This window comes from Terrimonas ginsenosidimutans (assembly GCF_022012415.1).
GTDB classification, from domain to species: Bacteria; Bacteroidota; Bacteroidia; order Chitinophagales; family Chitinophagaceae; genus Terrimonas_A; species Terrimonas_A ginsenosidimutans.
Genome location: NZ_JAKLTR010000022.1, coordinates 80,333 through 100,005, shown reverse-complemented (window position 1 = coordinate 100,005; position 19,673 = coordinate 80,333). Strand labels below are relative to the sequence as shown.

At 45.5% G+C, this 19,673-nt stretch carries 14 protein-coding genes; 7 read left to right on the top strand and 7 right to left on the bottom strand.

Translation table 11 applies throughout. The annotated features are described in order from the left end of the window. Nucleotides 1-95 precede the first annotated feature (95 nt). On the bottom strand, nucleotides 96-1,289 hold the full coding sequence (locus LZZ85_RS24980) for an acetyltransferase domain-containing protein (protein ID WP_237876362.1): 1,194 nt from the start codon (nucleotides 1,287-1,289) through the stop codon (nucleotides 96-98). A gap of 47 nt (nucleotides 1,290-1,336) precedes the next feature. On the opposite strand from LZZ85_RS24980, the gene LZZ85_RS24975 reads away from it, so the two are divergent. Further along, on the top strand, nucleotides 1,337-2,500 hold the full coding sequence (locus LZZ85_RS24975) for a dipeptidase (protein ID WP_237876361.1): 1,164 nt from the start codon (nucleotides 1,337-1,339) through the stop codon (nucleotides 2,498-2,500). Nucleotides 2,501-2,984: 484 nt separating this feature from the next. Beyond that, nucleotides 2,985-5,414, top strand: a complete 2,430-nt coding sequence (locus LZZ85_RS24970; RefSeq protein ID WP_237876359.1) for a DUF5916 domain-containing protein — start codon at nucleotides 2,985-2,987, stop codon at nucleotides 5,412-5,414. Between the two features lie 197 nt (nucleotides 5,415-5,611). Here the strand turns inward: LZZ85_RS24970 and LZZ85_RS24965 are convergent, their stop codons facing one another. Further along, a complete protein-coding gene (locus LZZ85_RS24965; RefSeq protein ID WP_237876358.1) occupies nucleotides 5,612-6,433 on the bottom strand; it encodes a toxin-antitoxin system YwqK family antitoxin in 822 nt (273 codons plus the stop codon). A 168-nt stretch (nucleotides 6,434-6,601) separates the two neighbouring features. Here LZZ85_RS24965 and LZZ85_RS24960 point away from each other — a divergent pair, with 168 nt between their 5' ends. Next, nucleotides 6,602-7,165, top strand: a complete 564-nt coding sequence (locus LZZ85_RS24960) for a DUF1543 domain-containing protein (RefSeq protein ID WP_237876357.1) — start codon at nucleotides 6,602-6,604, stop codon at nucleotides 7,163-7,165. 726 nt (nucleotides 7,166-7,891) lie between these two features. Here the strand turns inward: LZZ85_RS24960 and LZZ85_RS24955 are convergent. After that, the gene (locus tag LZZ85_RS24955) at nucleotides 7,892-8,839 is read right to left on the bottom strand and encodes a cytochrome c (RefSeq protein ID WP_237876356.1); all 948 of its coding nucleotides are present in this window, start codon (nucleotides 8,837-8,839) and stop codon (nucleotides 7,892-7,894) included. 205 nt (nucleotides 8,840-9,044) lie between these two features. On the opposite strand from LZZ85_RS24955, the gene LZZ85_RS24950 reads away from it, so the two are divergent. After that, complete coding sequence (locus LZZ85_RS24950; protein ID WP_237876355.1) at nucleotides 9,045-9,344, top strand: hypothetical protein; 300 nt, start codon at nucleotides 9,045-9,047, stop codon at nucleotides 9,342-9,344. 173 nt (nucleotides 9,345-9,517) lie between these two features. Here LZZ85_RS24950 and LZZ85_RS24945 read toward each other — a convergent pair whose 3' ends face one another. From LZZ85_RS24945 to rimO, 3 genes are all read right to left on the bottom strand, one after another. Next, complete coding sequence (locus tag LZZ85_RS24945) at nucleotides 9,518-11,380, bottom strand: M1 family metallopeptidase (protein ID WP_237876353.1); 1,863 nt, start codon at nucleotides 11,378-11,380, stop codon at nucleotides 9,518-9,520. 15 nt (nucleotides 11,381-11,395) lie between these two features. Continuing rightward, complete coding sequence (locus LZZ85_RS24940; protein WP_237876352.1) at nucleotides 11,396-13,285, bottom strand: M1 family metallopeptidase; 1,890 nt, start codon at nucleotides 13,283-13,285, stop codon at nucleotides 11,396-11,398. Nucleotides 13,286-13,655: 370 nt separating this feature from the next. Further along, complete coding sequence (gene rimO, locus LZZ85_RS24935; protein ID WP_237876351.1) at nucleotides 13,656-14,966, bottom strand: 30S ribosomal protein S12 methylthiotransferase RimO; 1,311 nt, start codon at nucleotides 14,964-14,966, stop codon at nucleotides 13,656-13,658. 195 nt (nucleotides 14,967-15,161) lie between these two features. On the opposite strand from rimO, the gene LZZ85_RS24930 reads away from it, so the two are divergent. The 3 genes from LZZ85_RS24930 to LZZ85_RS24920 all read left to right on the top strand — a co-directional run bounded on the left by LZZ85_RS24930 (nucleotide 15,162) and on the right by LZZ85_RS24920 (nucleotide 18,198). After that, a complete protein-coding gene (locus LZZ85_RS24930; protein WP_237876350.1) occupies nucleotides 15,162-15,797 on the top strand; it encodes an ABC transporter ATP-binding protein in 636 nt (211 codons plus the stop codon). Beyond that, entirely contained in the window at nucleotides 15,794-16,960 is a 1,167-nt protein-coding gene (locus LZZ85_RS24925) for a hypothetical protein (protein ID WP_237876349.1), read from the top strand. The genes LZZ85_RS24930 and LZZ85_RS24925 overlap by 4 nt, the downstream gene beginning before the upstream one ends. A 161-nt stretch (nucleotides 16,961-17,121) precedes the next feature. After that, nucleotides 17,122-18,198 (top strand): sensor histidine kinase, encoded by a 1,077-nt coding sequence (locus tag LZZ85_RS24920; protein ID WP_237876347.1) that lies wholly within the window; start codon nucleotides 17,122-17,124, stop codon nucleotides 18,196-18,198. Here the strand turns inward: LZZ85_RS24920 and LZZ85_RS24915 are convergent. Further along, entirely contained in the window at nucleotides 18,195-19,673 is a 1,479-nt protein-coding gene (locus LZZ85_RS24915) for a gluconokinase (RefSeq protein WP_237876346.1), read from the bottom strand. The genes LZZ85_RS24920 and LZZ85_RS24915 overlap by 4 nt on opposite strands.

Here is a 19,673-nt window from a genome sequence, read left to right as displayed (position 1 = left end):
AAGCGCCTTGCCCGCCGGCAAAAAAAGTAGAAGGTCACTTCAAGGCAACCCTCGAAAAAAAAGCGCCCTTTGCCCGCCCGGCAAACAAAACAGCATTACAAATAGCTCAACCACCAATACCTGTTTCTCCTCTTATAATCACTATACCATTTACACGGCAAGTACAACGCCAGTACGATCCCCATCCAAAACAAATAAACAATCCACAACGGAAAGCCAAACTTCACCGGCCGGAAAACGAACAATGAATTCGGATCAACTGCTTCGGCCATGCTGTGGCCTGTAGCGAAGAACACTGCCATACATACCAGGTGTATCAAGAAAAAATGAACAACGTAGTAAAAGAAGGGAACACTACCATACACTGTCGCAAATCGCGTAAAACGGTTATTCCAGTTCTCTGATACCGCCAGGAAGATCAATGCTGGCCCCAGCGTCATACATGCATATTGCAATGACACAGGGTACTTGGTAACACGGAAAAAGGATAAGACACTGTAGATGGTTGTTGATTGTGTCTCCCATTTATTGGGATCTCCGTACAGGTTGGGCAAACGCAGCAGCAGAAATAAAGTGATCAGCCCAAGCCCTATCTGCCACAGGATCTTTCTTCTCCGGATCGGATCAAACTCTTTCGCATACAATTTACCCATTGCGTAACCCAGGAACATAATAGCAGCCCAGGGAAGAATTGCATATCCTACAAGAAAAAAATGATTCCCTCCCACCGGCAGCAGGGTTCCGGGAGATGTCAATAACGTGCGCCAAAACACAAACGAAACCTTGCCATCCGGAAGCTGCACATAATCCAGGATATTATGCCCAACGAATATTATAAAGCCAACTATTAAGACAAGCGCATAAGATCCCCTGACCAGCAGGCCAAGTATGATCATACTCCATCCGATCGCCCAGATCACGCCCAGCAGAATAAAATTGTAGTTTGGGTTGAAGGTGAGCACAAAGCTCATGATCACGATCTCCACAAAGATCAGCCAGATCCCACGTTTGAGGAGAAAATGACCAAGCTCTGCTTTTGTTTTACGCAAGCCTACAAGATAGGCGGACAAACCCGAGAGAAACACAAACACCGGCGCACAGAAATGCGTGATCACACGCGTAAAGAAGATCGGCGGCGTAGTTGTGTCAAGGTTCAGCGGATCAGTGATCATCGCCGGCTGATGAAAGAAATCCCGCACATGGTCAAGTGCCATGATGATCATAATAATACCTCTCAAAAGGTCTATCGAACGGATACGCTGGCGTGTCAGATCCTGGCTGGGTTGCATGAGGTTTGGTTTGACTCAAGTTAATGGATTTTGCTATACCTTTCCGCATGCGCAAAAAAGTACTCCTGATCACTGCTGTTGTGCTGCTGATCGCCCTGATCATCTTCTTCGGTTTTGTCCCCACGTTCGTTGATAAAAGCCGGAACACGGTTGTGACAAAAAATGTGCAGGTTCCCCCGGATGCCTGGTATGACTCATTACCATTTGTTGCCGATCTCCATTGCGATGAATTACTGTGGAAACGAAATCTGTTGACGAAGCACGACTATGGTCATGTCGACCTTCCACGTCTTCAAAAAGCCAACATCGCATTCCAGGTATTTACGATCGTGAGTAAAACACCACGTAACCAGAATTATGATAGCAATAGTGATAAAACCGATAACATTACGCTGCTGAGTATTGCACAGCTTCGCCCCGTGCAGACATGGTTTAATTTAAAGACCCGGGCACTGGCCCAATGCCGCCAGCTTTATCGTTATGCTGAAAAGTCTTCCGGAGAGTTTCGGGTAATTGAAAGTTCCAGGCAACTGAAGCAATTGATCAGCGACAGAAAGACCAACCGTAAGCTCGTTGGAGGAATGCTTGGCCTCGAAGGCGCGCATTGCCTCAATAATGATAGTAAGAATCTGGATGATTTCTACAAGGCCGGTGTTCGTTATATCGGGCTTGCACATTTCTTCGATAATGAATGGGCGGGTTCTGCGCATGGCATGGAGAAGTATGGGCTGACCGATGCAGGACGTCAACTGGTAAAAAAGATGGATAGTCTTCATATTATTATTGATCTTGCTCATGCTTCGCCTAAGGCTATCGCTGACGTATTTGCCGGCACAAGTGGTCCCTTGCTGGTGTCGCACACAGGCGTACAGGGTGTTTGCAACAATCCACGCAATCTTTCGGATCAGCAACTGGCAGAGCTGGCAAAGCGTGATGCGTTGGTGGGCATTGGACTTTGGGAAACCGCTGTTTGCGGAACAGATGCCGCAGCGACAGCCAAGAGTGTCCGCTATGCAGTAGATAAAATCGGGCTTGACAAAGTAGCTATTGGCTCCGACTTCGATGGCGCTATCGAAGCGCCTTTCGATATCACCGGTTTTCCTTTACTCGTGTCCGCATTGAAAAAAGAAGGGTTTGATGACACTGCTATCGAAAAAATTCTTGGCAGCAATACGCGGGATTTCTTTTTACGGAATCTTCCGGGCAATTGATCTGTAGCGGCAGACTTAATATTGCACAGCGAGGGCTCCGCCAATTACGCCGGTTTATCGTCTGTAATTCAGAATAAGTTTAATATATCAGGCGTCTTACTTAACTGTACGGATCAGGCAGATCAGGTTCCATCCATCAGCAATTGATCTGAATGATCTGGATTGCACATCAGTAATCGTGCGATCTTCAAGATCTTTTCAAACGGTTGGGAATAAAATCTGCGACATCCACAGGCACCTGTGCCTGTCAAACATCACCACCGCTGCTTCGTTGGCAAATTCCTGCGTCACGTGTAAATATTTTTTCCTGGCTCTGCAGATTATATCTCTTTGTATCCCGGTATTGCAGAAACGCTCATGCAGCCTCCGTTCATAATTATTAGTTACCACTTGTAACGCATTCCGATTTTATTAACAGAGGGTCTGTAACTATTGATTTGGGGTCGCCGTTTCTTTGTTAAACCAATACCACCCAACACTGAGAATGAAACGATTATTTCTAAGTTTACTGCTGCCTGGTTGCCTTGCCGCTAATGCTCAAACCGTAAAGCAAATACCCGCCGTACGAACAACTCTCCCTATTGTGCTTGATGGAGTACCCAATGAAGATGCCTGGAAACAGTCACCATTGATCACTGACCTGACGGAAATGCGTCCCACCTTCGGACGGAAAGAAGACCCAACCAGTAAGACCCATCTTTATCTTTTATATGATAACGATTTTGTCTATTTCGGAGGCTACAATTACGAAAGAACAAGAGACAGCATCGCCACACAACTTGCCGGCCGTGATGAAGTTGGTGTAAATGATTTTGTAGGGATCATCTTTGATACTTACCAGGATAAGATCAATGGCCTTGGCTTTTATGTCACGCCGTTAAATGAACAGTTTGATGTGAAATATTCGATCGGCGATGAAGACATGAGCTGGAATGCGGTATATCACACCCAAACCCAGGTAACCGACAGCGGCTGGTCATTTGAAATGCGCATCCCTTACAGCGCCATTCGTTTCAGTAAAGAGAAAATTCAGAACTGGAATGTACATATCCTTCGCAGACGGGCAAAGCTTGGACAACAGTTTTCCTGGAGCCCGGTTGATCCAACTAAATTTGGCTTTATGAACCAGGCCGGCACATGGGCCGGTCTACAGGATATAAAACCTCCATTACGTCTTTCGTTTTCCCCTTATTTCTCTTCGTACCTGACCCGCAATGCCACCACGACCAATAAATGGGAAACCGCGGTGAATGGTGGTATGGATGTGAAGTATGGTATCTCTGATGGATTCACCATGGATATGACCCTGATCCCTGATTTTGGCCAGGTGCAAAGTGATAACCAGGTACTGAACCTTTCTCCTTTTGAAGTAAGGTTCAACGAGAACCGGGCGTTCTTCAATGAGGGCACAGAACTGTTCAACAAAGGAAATCTCTTCTACAGCCGGCGCATTGGCGGAACACCGATCAACTACGGAACCGCCTACTCCAACCTGAAGCCAGACGAAAAAGTCATTGATAACCCTGTACAAACAAAACTGCTGAACGCAACAAAGATCAGCGGACGGACAAAAAAGAAACTGGGGATCGGATTTTTTAATGCTATCAGCAAAGCACAATATGCAACGATCGAAAATAGCCTTAAAGAACGATACACTGTTGAAACAAGTCCGCTGACCAACTACAACATTCTTGTATTTGATCAGGGGTTGAAAAACAATTCACGCGTAACGCTGATCAATACCAACGTATGGAGGAGCGGTAAGACCTACGATGCAAACGTAACATCGATCGACTGGGATCTGTACGACAATAATGTAAACTATAATTTCTGGGGACAGGTAACTCAAAGCCGCCTGATCGGGTATGATGCAAATGGGAAATCAGTGGTGGGTAATCAATACCGATTGTTCTTCGGAAAATTTAAAGGAAGATTCAATTTCGATGTTCACCGCTACATGTATGATGATAAATACAATCAGAATGATCTCGGATTCTTCACCAACAACAATTATATCACGCACGGATTCTATGCAGGGTATAAATGGGTAAAACCAAAAAGCTTTTATAACAACATCTATCTTAACCTGAATGCGAATTATACGCAGTTATATAAGCCGAGGCAGTACCAGGATTTTCGTTTGAATGGTAACGTAAATGGTCAGCTGAAGAATCTCTGGTCATTTGGCATTACGGGCGACTGGCAGCCGGAGAGAAACGATTTTTATGAAGCAAGGCTTAGCGGTTGGAAGGTAGTGCGTCCTTCTTCCTGGATGAAGGGATTCTGGCTTAATACAAACTCCGCCAAAAAATATACCGCTACAATTGAAGCCTATCATCGTTATTCTGGAAAATACAATACGAGTAACCTCGAAATGTTCTTCAGCAATGCTTACCGGTTTAATAACAAGCTGAGCGTAGGGCTTTCCAATTACCTGGAAATGCACAACAGGAATTTTGGGTTTGCCACCTTGTCTGCCAATGCTGATAGTGTATTCATGAGCCTGCGGAAGATCCGCACTGCGGAAAATATACTGAACATAAAATTTAATTTCAGCAACCGGATGTGGCTGACGGCCCGGCTCCGCCATTACTGGAGCAAAGTGAAGTACACTGAATTTATGAGCCTCAAACCGGATGGAGAAGTAGAAAATGTTTCCTACAATGGCCGAAACCCGGATATCAATGTGAACCTCTTCAATGTAGACATGAACTATACCTGGCAATTTGCGCCGGGAAGTTTTCTGAACGTTACCTGGAAAACAGCTTCGGAGGTGTACGATCAGCTGGTGGTGGAACGCTATTACCGCAACTTCAGAAAATCAATCGACGCGCCAGCATTCAACAGTCTTTCATTTAAAGTGATCTACTTCCTGGATTACCTGAACCTGCAGAAGAAACGGAAAACAGTATAAAGCAAAAGAAACGTAAGAAGTCAACCAGGGCGGGTTGCTTCACAATGCCCCAAACTGAACTTCCCGTCTTAGTTTCCTACCGGTATATTTTTCCGGCAAGAAACTAAGACGGGAAGTAAGTATTGAATAGTAATCTTTCGTTGCTCATTAAAACCTGTCTAATTCGATACAGGGAACCTGGCATTTGTTCGTAAAATTCAACTGAGTTTCTTACGTGAGATCTCTTCACCTTTATTATTGTAGAAAATAATGCCCAGTATCTTTCCCGTAGGCATGTATACTCTCCACTCTTTTACCTTTACGCCGTTCTTATAAGCCCCCATACGCACAAGACCTTCGGGAGCATCGCGGTGCACCCAAACGCCCTGACGCAAACCGTTCTGATAATAACCGGAATCTTTTGCAAGTCCGTTATTAAAGAGATTCATATATAATCCATGATGAAGACTCTGATCGAACACAGGATTATAAACACTGCCGGGAGCGATATTCGAAGCAACCCATTGTTGAAGCGACTGATCATCTATCCGGCGGATACTATGTGGAAATGAATAAGAAGAATGCAGGTATTTAGAGGCAGAGGATCTGTTCCTGTGATACATAACTGTCAACGGATACGCGACATGCCTGGGATTGTATCGTGTCAGCTCCATCTTTACCCGGTTGTATTTCTCGGAACTGTAAGTGCGCACAGCAACAAGCCGGCCCTCTTCATCCCAATGTTTCCATTCGCCATCCGGCAGGCCAAGCGCCAACTGCCCGGAATCACATAACTGACCATTCTGATACCAGCTTTCCCAATTGCCGTGAAGCTTTTTCTTCTTCACGTTGCCGGAATAGAGCTTTCGTTCATTCAGTGACTCATTGATGGTACCATCTTTTTCGAAGGAGAATCGCTCTTCCTGTTTATCTGTAATAAGAGTTACCTCACCCGAAGCAGTAACAGCGTTATCCAATTGCTGAGCTCTTGAATGGGCGGCACTAATGACAAGGATCGCGAGAAGAATGAAGTTTTTCATATTAACAGCGATTATGGCAAAATTAGCAAATTGTAAACCTCTTCTGCTATACAATGCCAATTGACAAACTCTTTTTGCAAAATGTGCAATCAAACAGATTGCCTGATAATCTAAACAACAAATTTCATCCCGAACTATTCATATTTTTAAGTTCTAATGCAGGAAAAAATGCAAGAATTCAAATTATACATGTTATTGCTGGGTGCAAAGCCACCCGGAAGACACACAGAACAACATGACATCTTCTTTACCATCAGTACATCATTGAAAGAATGTGTGCCGGGCATCAGGCAATTCTGGCCGGAAGGAGGACGAACAACACATATAGATGCATGGCGTAATGTGAATTTTATTGGTGGCTTTACTCTAAATATCGTATCACGAGAAGAAAAAAATGATAAAAAAAATTACGCAACTCTGTTTTTCGTCAATCTCGGCGGATATAAAGCAAATGAATTTGAAGAGTTTCATTATAAGCTGATCATTGCAGCACCAGATAAGGACACGGCGATCAGGCAGGCAAAGAAGTCAGCCTTCTTCAGGCACAATGATTCTCCGCACGTAGATGACAAATATGGAATCGATGTGGATGATATCTTTAACGTGGAAGATATTTTACCGGACGAGATCAGAGCCCGGTATGCCATCCAATTAACCCCTTCGGCGGAAGCACAAGAAGACGAGATCCATTTGGGATATTTCAAACTGGATAACCTGGACAACCTGGGCTGACGACGTCCAGGCATTAAGCAAACCAGAACACCGGGGATCATCTTTGCGGGTCAAGCGTAAAAGTTGTGGTATGGTTGTTTAAACGTTTAATGGTTTAAAAGTTTAAGGTTTTTGCTTTTGCTTCGGTCCCCCGCCTGATGTAATCAGGCTTGCGGGTATTCTGCAAATGGGTTATTATCACTTGTCCACTTACAGGTTTTTAAGCGATGGCTGCCTGATCGGGCACAAAAAACCTGAGCACGCCTTGCGGAGATATATGCTCCGTAGATACGACATTCTGGCACGCGAAGCCAGCTGATGTGTTGACTGATGATAATCATTCAGGGTCAAATTTCGCGTGTTTTTAAAATGCTTCTTGGTCGTCGTTAGTTCGTCTCTTGGTCGTCCTTTGGCCGTCCAAAGTTCGACGGGATTTTAGGCAGTGAAAAATGGTGACAAGCTGACACGCTGAAGGCGATAAATCTTTTGCGCGACTGGCGTAGGTTCCCTCGTCTGCTTCGCTACGGTGGAAGGGCCGCCAGAAGTTTATGCGAGCGATGCTCATCCGGAACTTTTCAATCCAAGCCATTTTGCCGACCATCCCCCAACTTTTCAACATGATCCATCTTCCCCGTCATACCGGGAAACGAGTCGGTTAACGTCTTGGATGTTAAAATGGAAGAGGCCAGTCATACATTGACTGACCTCTATCCTGTCTCTGGACTTGCCTTTTCGTAAGCGTCTTTATTAATGTTGCGGCTTTAATGCCTTTGTTTTCGAAGGTGGTAATGTTTTGAGGAATCGGTAGATCGCTTTGAGCTCCATATCTCCCATCCGCTTGTACGACGGCCACGGCATCGGGCTTCCTTTTTGCAAACGCCCCATACGGAATCGCGTGATGAAATTTTGTTCCGTCCAGGTGTATATGCGGCTGCCTGGATCCGTGGTCAGGTTTGGAGGTATAAATGATCCGCCCACTTCTTCCATAGCTGATGCGCCGGAAAACGGAACACCGATAAAATCACCTGTGGGACCTCGCTCGGTATGACAACCCTTACAATTCGCGACCACCGATGCCAGGTATTGACCATATGCAGCTGAGCTATCAGGCTGCACACTTTTTTCGGGTGTTCCTTCTGGTCCAACCGGTTTGATCAGAAAAGCCTTTAGGATATTTCCCATCACGTTCAACTCATGATCAGGCACTTTATTTCTTACCGGCTTCTGTGCCTTCAGGTAGGAAATGATCGCCTTCAGATCATCGTCAGACATATTATTGAATGGCATGAAAGGATACACGATCGTTCCATCCGGTTTTACACCGTAACGAAGAGCACGGGCAATATCTTTATCTGTATACTTCCCTATACCAGTTTCAATATCAGTACTGATATTGGCGGCATAGATCTTCCCAAATGGCAGATCAAAGACAAAACCACCGCCCATCGGCACCTCCTGGCCCGCTTCAAACAATGAATCTGCATTTGATAGACTATGACAGTCGGCACAATGAGCCGCACCAAATACAAGTGACTTTCCCCTTGCTATAATAGTTGAGTCGTCAGACGCCGTGATGTCCGGATAGGGACGTGTATACGTCATATTTTGCCTGGACATCACCGTGATGGTAATTCCTGTTACAAGGAACAGCACGATCAGGCCTATCCATTTCAAGATCTTTTTGAATCGCCGCATAAAATTTAGTGTTGATTTTGACTAATGCAGCGGTGTGGTAATAACGCCGGTATTCGCTCACCGGAAAGATGATGTAAATTATATCAGGCCATTTTATTTGATAAATGATTCGGCACTGAACTGCTTTAAAAAGGCCATGAGCTGTAGAAACCTGCGTATCACGGGATAGTTTGGCACGGCTTTGTGATATTATACAAGAAACAATATGAAAACTAAGCGGTTTCAACAATACCTCGATACAAAAAAGGGTAACGCAATGGACAACAAAAACGACGTGGCAAAGCACCCTGACAATAAGATAGACCAGGACTTTGAAGGTTATCCTCATGGATCAGCCAAAGAAAAAGTGATCAAACCGGAAACAGCCACCGAAAAGAAAACTGCTGCAGTGAACGTCAAGGATGGAGAGAAAATGGAAAATACGACCGGGAAGAAAAAACGTGATGAACAGGATTCTGACGGTTCCGGCGGCGCTTTTGCAGGCACTGAAGATGTAAAAGATTAATACAGGAGTTGTATGGCCTATATAGCTATAGCGGTCCGGTATAGCAGTTTATAGCTACGCAAAGGGCGCAAAGAACCGCAAAGGACGCAATGCAATAATCTCAAAGTTATTCATTGCGTCCTTTGCGGTTCTTTGCGCCCTTTGCGTAGTTTCTCAGGCCAGGCAATTTCAGGCTAGTCGCGCTCCGTGTAAATATTATCCCGGGGGTTGCTGTCTGGCGTATGCGGATGTTTCAATTCGATCCTGCTTACTGTTTTAAGCGCGTCGAAAGTAAGCGTTACTTTATTGCTGTTCTCCCAAACAGCTATACTCTTGTGCAACTTAGTAGTTGATCCATCACTGTAGGTTACGACCAGGTCAACAGGAACAGGCTTTGCCCCTTTGCTTTCAACAATCACCGTGTATGCCTTTCCTTTCTTGTTTACTTTACCGATCGCAAGGTCAGGGATACCGTTTTCGAAGAACCATTTTTTCCAGAACCAGTTCATATTCTTTCCCGCTCCTTCATTCATACTGTAAAAGAAATCATTCGGCATGGGATGTTTACCATGCCATTGCGCAATATAATGATGTAATGCTTTAGTGAATAACGAATCTCCCAGCATGTCCTTTACATACAGGTAGCCCATGGCGGGTTTGGGATAAGAATTTGTAAATGCACTGCGGTTCACTTCTGTAGTTAATGTCATGATCGGCAGATCTGTCTCCCTTCCCGCGGAAGAAGCATAGGGCTGTACGCCGTATTCATCAACGATAGAAGAATCGATCATTGGAGAGATCAGCCACTCGCCTATCGTTGCCCAGCCTTCATCCATCCAGGCATACTTTGTTTCATTGATGCCCATATAGAAAGGGAACATGGTATGAAAGATCTCGTGATCTGTAAGCGTAATACTTTCTGTACGGTCTTCAACCGGGTTGTCATTCACCATCATCGGGTATTCCATCTGATCAAGACCATCCACTACCGTGATATGCGGATAAGGGAAAGGCCATGCGGGAAAACGATAACTCATCGACTCTACCGTTGCACGGGCATCGTTCACTACATGAAAGTAGTCTTTATGCCTCGGGTTGAACACAGCATCTACTCTTGTTCTTCTTTTCGTGGAAGGGTCAACCACCAGGCTTGTTGATTTCCATACATAGTGATCGCTGGTTGCAAAGGCAAAATCGGTCACTTCAGTTGCTTCGAACTTCCAGGTATTAAAGGCTTTTCCCGGGGGTGTGAAATTCTTTTTCGAGAGCTCAGTCGTATCGATGATCGTTGTGATCGCGTCAGATCTTTCAGCAGCAGCCAGCCTGTCAGCATATTCGGGCGAAAGAACTTCCGTCACATTTTTCAGATCACCGGTTGCCCATACTACAAAATTGACGGGGACAGTGATCGCAGCACTGAAGTTGCAGAAATCATTGTAAAACTCCTGCGCACCTATATATGGGTATGTATTCCATCCATCAATATCGTCATACACAGCAATACGCGGAAAGAAATAAGCCACAAATGCAGCATTGGGCTCTATCTCGCCGGTCCTGTTATGAGAACCTTTGTTTAACGTATAATGATAAGCAATACGGATATTGATCTTCTTTTTTGAAGCAAGCGCCTGGCGGGAAAGAATTCCATTCGTTGCACTGATCCCTATCCGGTTTGCAGGTGTTACCGCGCCATCGATCCATAGTGAATCTATACTGACTCCTTCGCTTTCATCATTTGGAGAAACAGCAAACGAGCGGGGCGAGCCTTTCTTATAAACATTGGGATACAACTTCAGCCAGATCTGTTTCAATGTATCAGGGCTGTTGTTATAATAGGCAATATCCACCACGCCATTCAGCAGCCGTGTTGCCGGATCAAAATGGATGTTCAGTTTATAATCAGCCGTATTCTGCCAGTAATTATTTCCGGGACGGCCTGTTTCAGAACGGGTGCCTTTGGTATAAGTTGCCTGGATATTTCTGGGAGTAGGTAATGACTGTGCCGTTACCAGCGATCCAAGAGATAAAGCAGCTAAAAGAAATCGAATATGCATCATATTATGCTTGACTTATTAAAACCCTTTTTTGTCTTCAGCCGGAAAGCTGTTGTTTTTCGTATTCGCATCCATGAAAATGCCACCGTCCAGCTTCACGCTTTTGATCTGTTTTTTTGTTGCAACCGTGATTGCCGTTTGTTTCAGATCTTTTTCCCACACGGATGAGTTGAAATGTTTTGTTTCAGTACTTCCATCGGCATAGGTGATCAGGAGATCAGCCGGCGCTGGAAACCCTCCAATGTTCTTTACACTGATCGAATAGCCGCTGCTTGCTTTTTTTACGTCTGATACAGCAAGATCGATATAGCCGGGCTGGAAGAACCAACTGTTCCAGAACCAATCAAGGTTTTTACCTGTAGCCGAATTGATGGTATTAAAATAGTCCCATGGAGTCGGATGTTTTCCATTCCAGCGGTTCATATATTCATGCAATGATTTTTTGAACAGCTGATCACCCAGCATATCTTTCAAAGCAAGATACCCAAGCGCAGGTTTGCCATAAATGTTATTGCCAAAGCCCGCACCTGAAACAACGTTACCGGGTGTAATGATGGGAATATCCTGCTCTGCTGACGGATCTCCTATCCAGCCTTCCACGCGGAATTGCTTGAAAAATCCATCTGCTTTTTCTTTACCCATATCTTCGATTGCCATCAGGTATTCAAATGTTGTAGCCCATCCTTCATCCATAAATCCATACCTGTTCTCATTAATCCCCATGTAGAAAGGCATGTAAGTGTGCGCCAGTTCATGCTCCGCAACAAAACGGGAGAATACCGGATCTTCATAGGTTTCATCATTCGCCATCATCGGATATTCCATTCCTGCATAGCCCTGGAAGATGGTTGTTTTCTCGTAAGGATAAGGCACGCCCGGCCATTTAAAGGAAAGCAGTTTTAATGCATGCTGACCATGCGCTACCATTTCATGATAATCTTTGGCTGTGTCATTGAACGCAGCCTGCACGCTCGCCCGGCGGTTGGTCGTACTGTCTACCACTATACTTGCGGCATCCCATACAAAATGATCGCTGAGGCCAAATGCCATATCGGGGATATTACTTGCAGTGAACTGCCAGGTATTACTTTTATTAAGCGTTACTTTTTTTCCGGCAAGATCTTCTTTAGTTACAACATTGATCGTTTTATCACTGGTAAACGATTGCTGAAAACGTTTCAGGTATTCGGGTTGTAATACTGTTTCAGGCTTTTGCAACGTACCTGTACCCCAAACAATATAGTTGTTTGGCACAGTGATATTCACTGTGTAATCATTAAAGTCGCTATAGAACTCATGATCTTCCAGAAAGCTGTTTCTATCCCATCCATAATAATCATCGTAAACAGCTACGCGTGGGTAGAAATACGCCAGGAAAAAAGTCGTGGAGTCGATCATTCCTTCCCGGTTGCTTTGGAGAGACATATCATAATGCCAGTCGAATGAAAGCTGTATCGAATCTTTCGGACCCAGGGGCTTGGCTAATCTTACCGGTACTACCGTAAATGAATACGGACTTTGCTGCCATTGTCTTTTCTGTCCGTTCACTGAAAATCCATCGATATGTACACCCGATGTCAGATACTCCTGCGGAGCTGGAACATTGCTTGGAGCTCCGGGTTTATGGATATTCATGAACAACTTGATGTAAACGCCCCGTAGTGTATCAGGACTGTTATTTATATAGCTGATCTGTTCAGAACCACGGATGGTTCTTTCCGGCGGTAAGGCTGTAATATTGATCTCATAACGGGCTTTATTCTGCCAGTAGTCTTTACCGGGCTTACCATCAGCTGAGCGGGTATTTTTATCAAACGCATGTTGAACATCGCGGGGCTTATATAACCCCTGTGAGTAGCCTTTAACTGACATACCGGCAAGCGCCAGTACCACCAAAAATCTTTGCATAAAATCGTTTTAAAAGAAACTGAGCGGGTCTTCTAATGCCCCGTTCGCTGTCTAATATCAAACTATTTCCTTTTCAGCAGAAGGTTTTTTTATGAATGGAGGGAGGAGGGTTTGGGAGGTGCCGGGAGTTGGGGAGGTGCGGGAGGTTTGATAGGTTCCATAGGTTCACCGTTGGTTGAGGCTGTCATTCCTGCCGGAAAGCCTATCGTTTGATACAATTGTAAAACTAACAGAGCCGGGCCTCCCTGAATTAGGGAAGATCCCGGCTCTGGCATAAAATACGTTCAACTTTTTTTTCGGAACGCGCATCTCAAGCAAGTGAAGAATCAATGGTTATGTCGGGAACAGCACACTTACAAACGATCAAACCTCACCCCACCACTTCACCTTCCAGGTCGTAGTCGTACGCTTTTACGATCTTCGCCTGAACGAATTCTCCGATCGCCAGTTTTTTATCACTGTGAATGATCACTTCGTTGTCAACTTCCACGCTGTCAAATTCTGTGCGTCCAAGATAGCGGCCGGCTTCTTTTTTATCAATGAGGACTTTAAACGTTTGCCCAACTTTCTCCTGGTTCTTCTCGTAAGAGATCTCCTGTTGTGTTTCCATGACGTCCTGTGCGCGGCGCTCTTTTTCTTCGGAAGGGATATCATCAACGAGGTCATACGCTGAAGTACCTTCTTCGTGAGAATAAGAGAAGATCCCTACCCTGTCGAAACGCTGGCGCTGCAGGAAGAGCTTTAATTCTTCAATATCGTCAAGCGTTTCACCCGGAAAGCCAGCGATGAGGGTTGTACGGAGACAGATTCCCGGCACTTTCTCACGGATCGCCGCTGTCAGGTCTTCCATTTCTTCACGGGTGATCTGGCGCTTCATCGCCTTCAGCATATTGTTGGCCGCATGCTGAAGCGGCATATCGAGATAATTGCAGATGTTATCGCGTTCACGCATCACATCCAGGATCTCCAAAGGGAATTTGGACGGATAGGCATAATGTAAACGGATCCATTCAAGCCCCTTTATATCAGCCAGCCTGTTCAACAGGTCGGGCAACATCCTTTTCTTGTAAATATCCAACCCGTAATAGGTCAGCTCCTGCGCGATCAGCATTACCTCCTTCACGCCCATCCTAACCAGGCGCTCAGCTTCAATTACCAGGTCATCGATGCTTCTACTGGTATGCTTTCCTCTCATCAACGGGATCGCACAGAATGAACAGGTACGATTGCAACCTTCAGAGATCTTGAGATAGGCGTAATGTTTGGGGGTGGCCAGCAGTCGCTCACCCACCAGTTCAGTTTTATAATCAGCCTCAAACTGTTTCAGGATCAACGGAAGCTCCATCGTTCCGAAGAAGGCATCTACTTCCGGGATCTCGGTTTCGAGGTTATTTTTATAGCGCTCGCTCAGGCAGCCGGTCACATAAACTTTATCCAGCTTTCCTCTCCTTTTGAGATCTACCTGGTCGAGGATCGTGTTGATACTCTCCTCTTTGGCTTTATCGATAAACCCGCAGGTATTCACCACCACGATGTTATGGTCAAGCTTTTTGTTTTCATGCACCACCGCAATATCATTCGCCAGCAGCTGACCGCTGAGTACTTCACTGTCGACCATATTCTTGCTACAGCCGAGTGTAATGATATTAACTTTGTCCTTCTTGAGCGTTCTTGTTTTCAATGTTTCTGTTTTGAGGCCTTAACTGAATGGCTTCGAAGGTTTCAGGATTTTCAGCGAACCGCTGAAACATATGGAACCAGCACTACCGAACCCGCCGGTAATAACCATTTTAAAGATTTGCAAAGGTAATTCAACTCTTTAAATTTTCTTTAATATTGTCCTGTTAATCAATCCATTATTTTCCCCATAGCTAACATGCTGGAATTAACCTCAATACAGAAATCTTTCAACGATAAACCGGTGCTGGACATCCCTTTACTCCGGTTGGATCCGGGTATTTACTGGTTAAAGGGAGCTAATGGCTCGGGGAAGTCGACGCTTTTCAAGATGCTGGCCGGACTGCTTCCGGGCAAAGGCGAGATCAGCATACAGGGGGTCTCGCAGCTTAAACAGCCGGTAGCCTACCGTCAGCTGATCAATCATTCACCAGCGGAACCCGTATTTCCGGCGTTCATCACGGGCGATGAGCTGATCAGCTTCGTGTCATCTGTAAAAAAAGGCGGACCGGAGCAGGTTGACGAGATCAGGCGAAGACTGGAGATAGGTAATTATACGGCTAACCCAACCGGCAGTTATTCCAGTGGTATGCTGAAAAAGCTTTCCCTGCTGCTGGCATTTATCGGGCAGCCGGCATGGATCCTGCTCGACGAACCTTTTACCACGCTTGATACGCAGGCTCAACAACGTCTGCATACGCTGATCAGCGACAGGCACAAGGCTGGCACTTCATTTATCATCACCTCGCATCATGATCTTGAAACTCCTGATCTCAAGTTTGATGGTGTTTTCCGCATCACTGAAACACAATTAAAGAAAGAACTGCCGGTATGAGTGCTACCTCACAATTATTGCATCGCAGCGTCGTAGAGCCGTTTTTTAAACAGCACGCCGGTTTATTTCTTTTCTCCTTTTTCATTTTGTTCGGCATTCAGCCCAGCGCGGTAGACGTCATACAGTTTCATTATTCAATCATATTGTCTATACTGGATTCAGTTTCTTTTTTCCTGATCGCATCCGGAGCCTGGTTGATCTACGCACTTAAGGTGAATCTGTTTATCCGGGCCTGTCTACGGAAAGAAGCGTATGACGTTTTATACCTGCTGAACGGTGTTGATGAATCGACGCATATCCGGTCGTTGACACAGATGCTGGTAAAGATGATATCACCGGTGCTGATCTATGGTGCTATCGTGATCATTATCGGAATAACGCAGCAGCAGTGGTTGTCTTCGTTAGCTGTTGCAGGATCGGTCCTGCTGCTGCTCGCAGCCTCAGTGATATCAACCCGGCAGATGATCCGCAATGGCAAAGCCAATCAACTGATGCAAAAAAACAGGTGGAAAAGCTTGCGTCCGGGATTGCTGAGCTTTCTGCTGCAATTCGTATTCCGTAAGCAATTCATCACACTGCTGATCCTGAAAACAGTTTCCTTTGCCGCACTATACTTCTTCGCGAAAACGGACAGCCAGGTATTTGAAGGGCGGATGTTATGGTTGCTGTTCATTACCGTACTTGCCGGTCATGGGATCATCATTCACCGGAATTTTCATTTCATGGAGAATGACCTGTCCTTCTATCGTAACCTGCCAGTAAGCAGAATATATATCCTGTTATCCCTGCTGGGTATTTATTGTGTGTTATTGATTCCAGAATGGTGGGCATTGAAAGGTATGATCATCATACAGCATGACGCGGTGCAATATGGGTGGTTGATCGTAACGGGACCAGCAGTTTTACTGTTGATCCATAGTTTGCTATATTCAGACGATCTTAAGATGGAAGACTTTCTGGGTCTGCTCTTCGGGATCTGGGTGGTGTTTATCTTCTTCAGTTTGTCGACCATGAAATGGCTGATGCCATTGATTGCAGGTGGGATTGGCGGACTAACATTTTTTGTTTCGTATTACAGGTTTGAAAAAAAGATCGATGTCGAAATGAAAAAAGGGCCGGCTGATACCGGTTTGCAATTTAAAAAAAGGAAAAAGCACATTTGATCCTCACAAAAATAAAAATGACAACATTTTAGTCATAACTAATAGTGTTTCGGGTGCCGATTTGATCAATTCGTCGGCTTATCCAACGGTTCGTCCCTGTTTTCATGTAAAAGTCCATACACCCTGTAGCTTTGCACACCGGTCTATCCCGGATAATCAACATGAGAGATCGGCGATTCTGGCAAAGAAAACTGGTATGGAATATAACCGTGGCTGAATTTTCAGCCTGGCTCTTTTATAATTTATTCTGGGGTGCTTTCTTTTTTGTTGTGATGATCCTGTCTTACCAGATAAAACATCCGTTGGGCCAGGTCAGGATCATTGCGATCGACGTGGCGCTTAAAATGCTTTGTACTTTACCCGCCTGGTGGTTCCTTCTCAGAGTTTGGAAAAAAAAGACATTCAGCCTGACGCTTTTATTCCACTTACTGTACATCCCTTTTTTTTCGTTCTCCTGGGTTTACAGTTTCGGACATATTTTAAATGACTGCGGGTTAGGAAAGTTTGATTTTTCAACAATGATGTACGATGTGTATATCGGCGCATTTTTTTACAGCCTTCAGTTTGCGCTGTATCATGCATACCGGTTTTATCTCCGGACAAAGGAGCAGTTGATCCGGGAGCAGGCGCTGAAAGACCTCGCATATCAAAGTGAGATCAAGGCATTGAAAGCACAGATCGAGCCCCATTTCCTTTTTAATACACTTAATTCGATCAGCGCATCGGTGCCGCCAAGTCTGGAGAAAACGCGCGTACTGATCGCCCAGCTTGCAGACACATTCCGATATGCACTTAAAGTAAGCGAATGCCAGTCTGTTCGTTTGGAAGAGGAGCTGAACTTTGTAAAAACATGGCTTGCGCTGGAGCATTACCGGTTTGGTAACAGGCTGCAGGTTGATTTCAGGATCGACCCCTCAGTGTTAAGAACAAATGTTCCCCCGATGATATTACAGCCGCTCGTTGAAAATGCCCTGAATCATGGGATATCTCCCCTGGTAAATGGCGGAACTGTGACGATCATTTGTCAGCGCGAAGAAGAATTCATTCATATAACGATCAGTGATACCGGGATTGGCTATAGCGGTGATCTGGATATTCTTTTCACCAAAGGGATTGGTTTAAAAAGCACTGCGGAACGGATCGATCGTCTTTACAATGAAAAACTGACCGCCAGGAGAAATTTACAGGGATTGGCCTTCATGTTCAGGATTCCGCTCACCGGTTTCCAGTTATCTTAGTGGTCCTTAGGCATGGATGGTTTATAGAGCGAGCTGAAAATCGCGAAATTGCTTTGGTATGGGAGAAAAGGTCCTGGCTGATACAACTCTTCCTCGCGCATAAATCTTTTTACTTCCGCCCAGTCATTAATGATCCCCTGCGCTTTCATGGCCATAAATACGGCCCCCATCGAAGAAGCGTCTGCTGTTAACGACACCCGAACAGGTTTCTGTAAAATATCGGTCACGATCTGCAACCACTCCGGAGATTCAACAAAACCTCCGCCTGCAAAAAGCGTATGGATCACCACACCGTTTTCCTCCAGCGCTTCCAGCACCTGCTTCATCCCGAACCCTACTCCTTCCAGTACGGCCCGGAAATAATGTGCCCGGGTATGTATCGCTTTGATGCCTGCAAACATTCCGCTGGCACCGGCATCCCAAACCGGAGCCCGTTCGCCATATACATAAGGAAGAAAGATCAGTCCTTCCGCACCCGCCGGGATCGTATCAGCCTGCGGCATAAGTTCTGACAGGTACTGATCAAATGTTTTATTGTTATCTGTAAAGGTTTTTATGAACCATTCCAGCAGGATGCCGCCATTATTGATCGCGCCGCCCGGCAGATAAACATCTTTATCGAGCCTGTAATTAAACAGCCTGCTCTTTGCATCTGCTATGGAATGATCCTGAAGAATTCTGATAGCGCCGCTGGTGCCGATGGTCAGTGCCGCTTCGCCCGGCAATACGGCGCCTGCACCAGTGTTGGCAAGACTGCCATCACTTCCCCCATGGAGAAATGGTACAGATAGTGGCAGTGTCAGTTTTTCTGCCAACGATGGCAGTAACGCCGGCAAGCGATCAGTGGGTTGAACGAGTGACGAAAGATGTGCTGCAGTGATCCCTGCGAAAGCCAGTGCCTCAGTGCTCCACTGAAGGGTTTGTACATCCAGCAGACCAGTGGCAGATGCCATGGCGATGTCTACCTCATAAACGCCTGTGAGTTGATGAACGATGTATTCTTTTCCGGAAATGAATTTGTGTGTAGCGGCGAAGGTTTCCGGCATCTCCTGTTTCATCCAGGCGATCTTGCATAGTGGCGACATGGGATGGACAGGTGTTCCCGTTTGCTGATGGATCCGTCTTCCTTCTGGTGTATCTTTTAATTCAGCGGCCACTGAGATGCTTCTCGTGTCTGCCCAGGTCCACAAACTGGTCAAAGGTTTTCCCTCTTTATCAACAGCGATCAGGCTGTGCATCGCTGCACTGAAGCTCACTGCAAGAATGTTTTCTTTATCAGCAACAGTGTCCACGGCATCGCGCAACACCTTCATCACAGCAGCGAAGATCTGCTCAGGATCCTGCTCATGATAACCCGACTGAGGTTGAAAGGACGGATAGCCAGCTTTCGTTTCAAACAACACTTCTGCAGCGTCTGTAGTCACAATGGCTTTACAGTGTGTTGTTCCGATATCTATGGCGATGAAGTAAGGCAA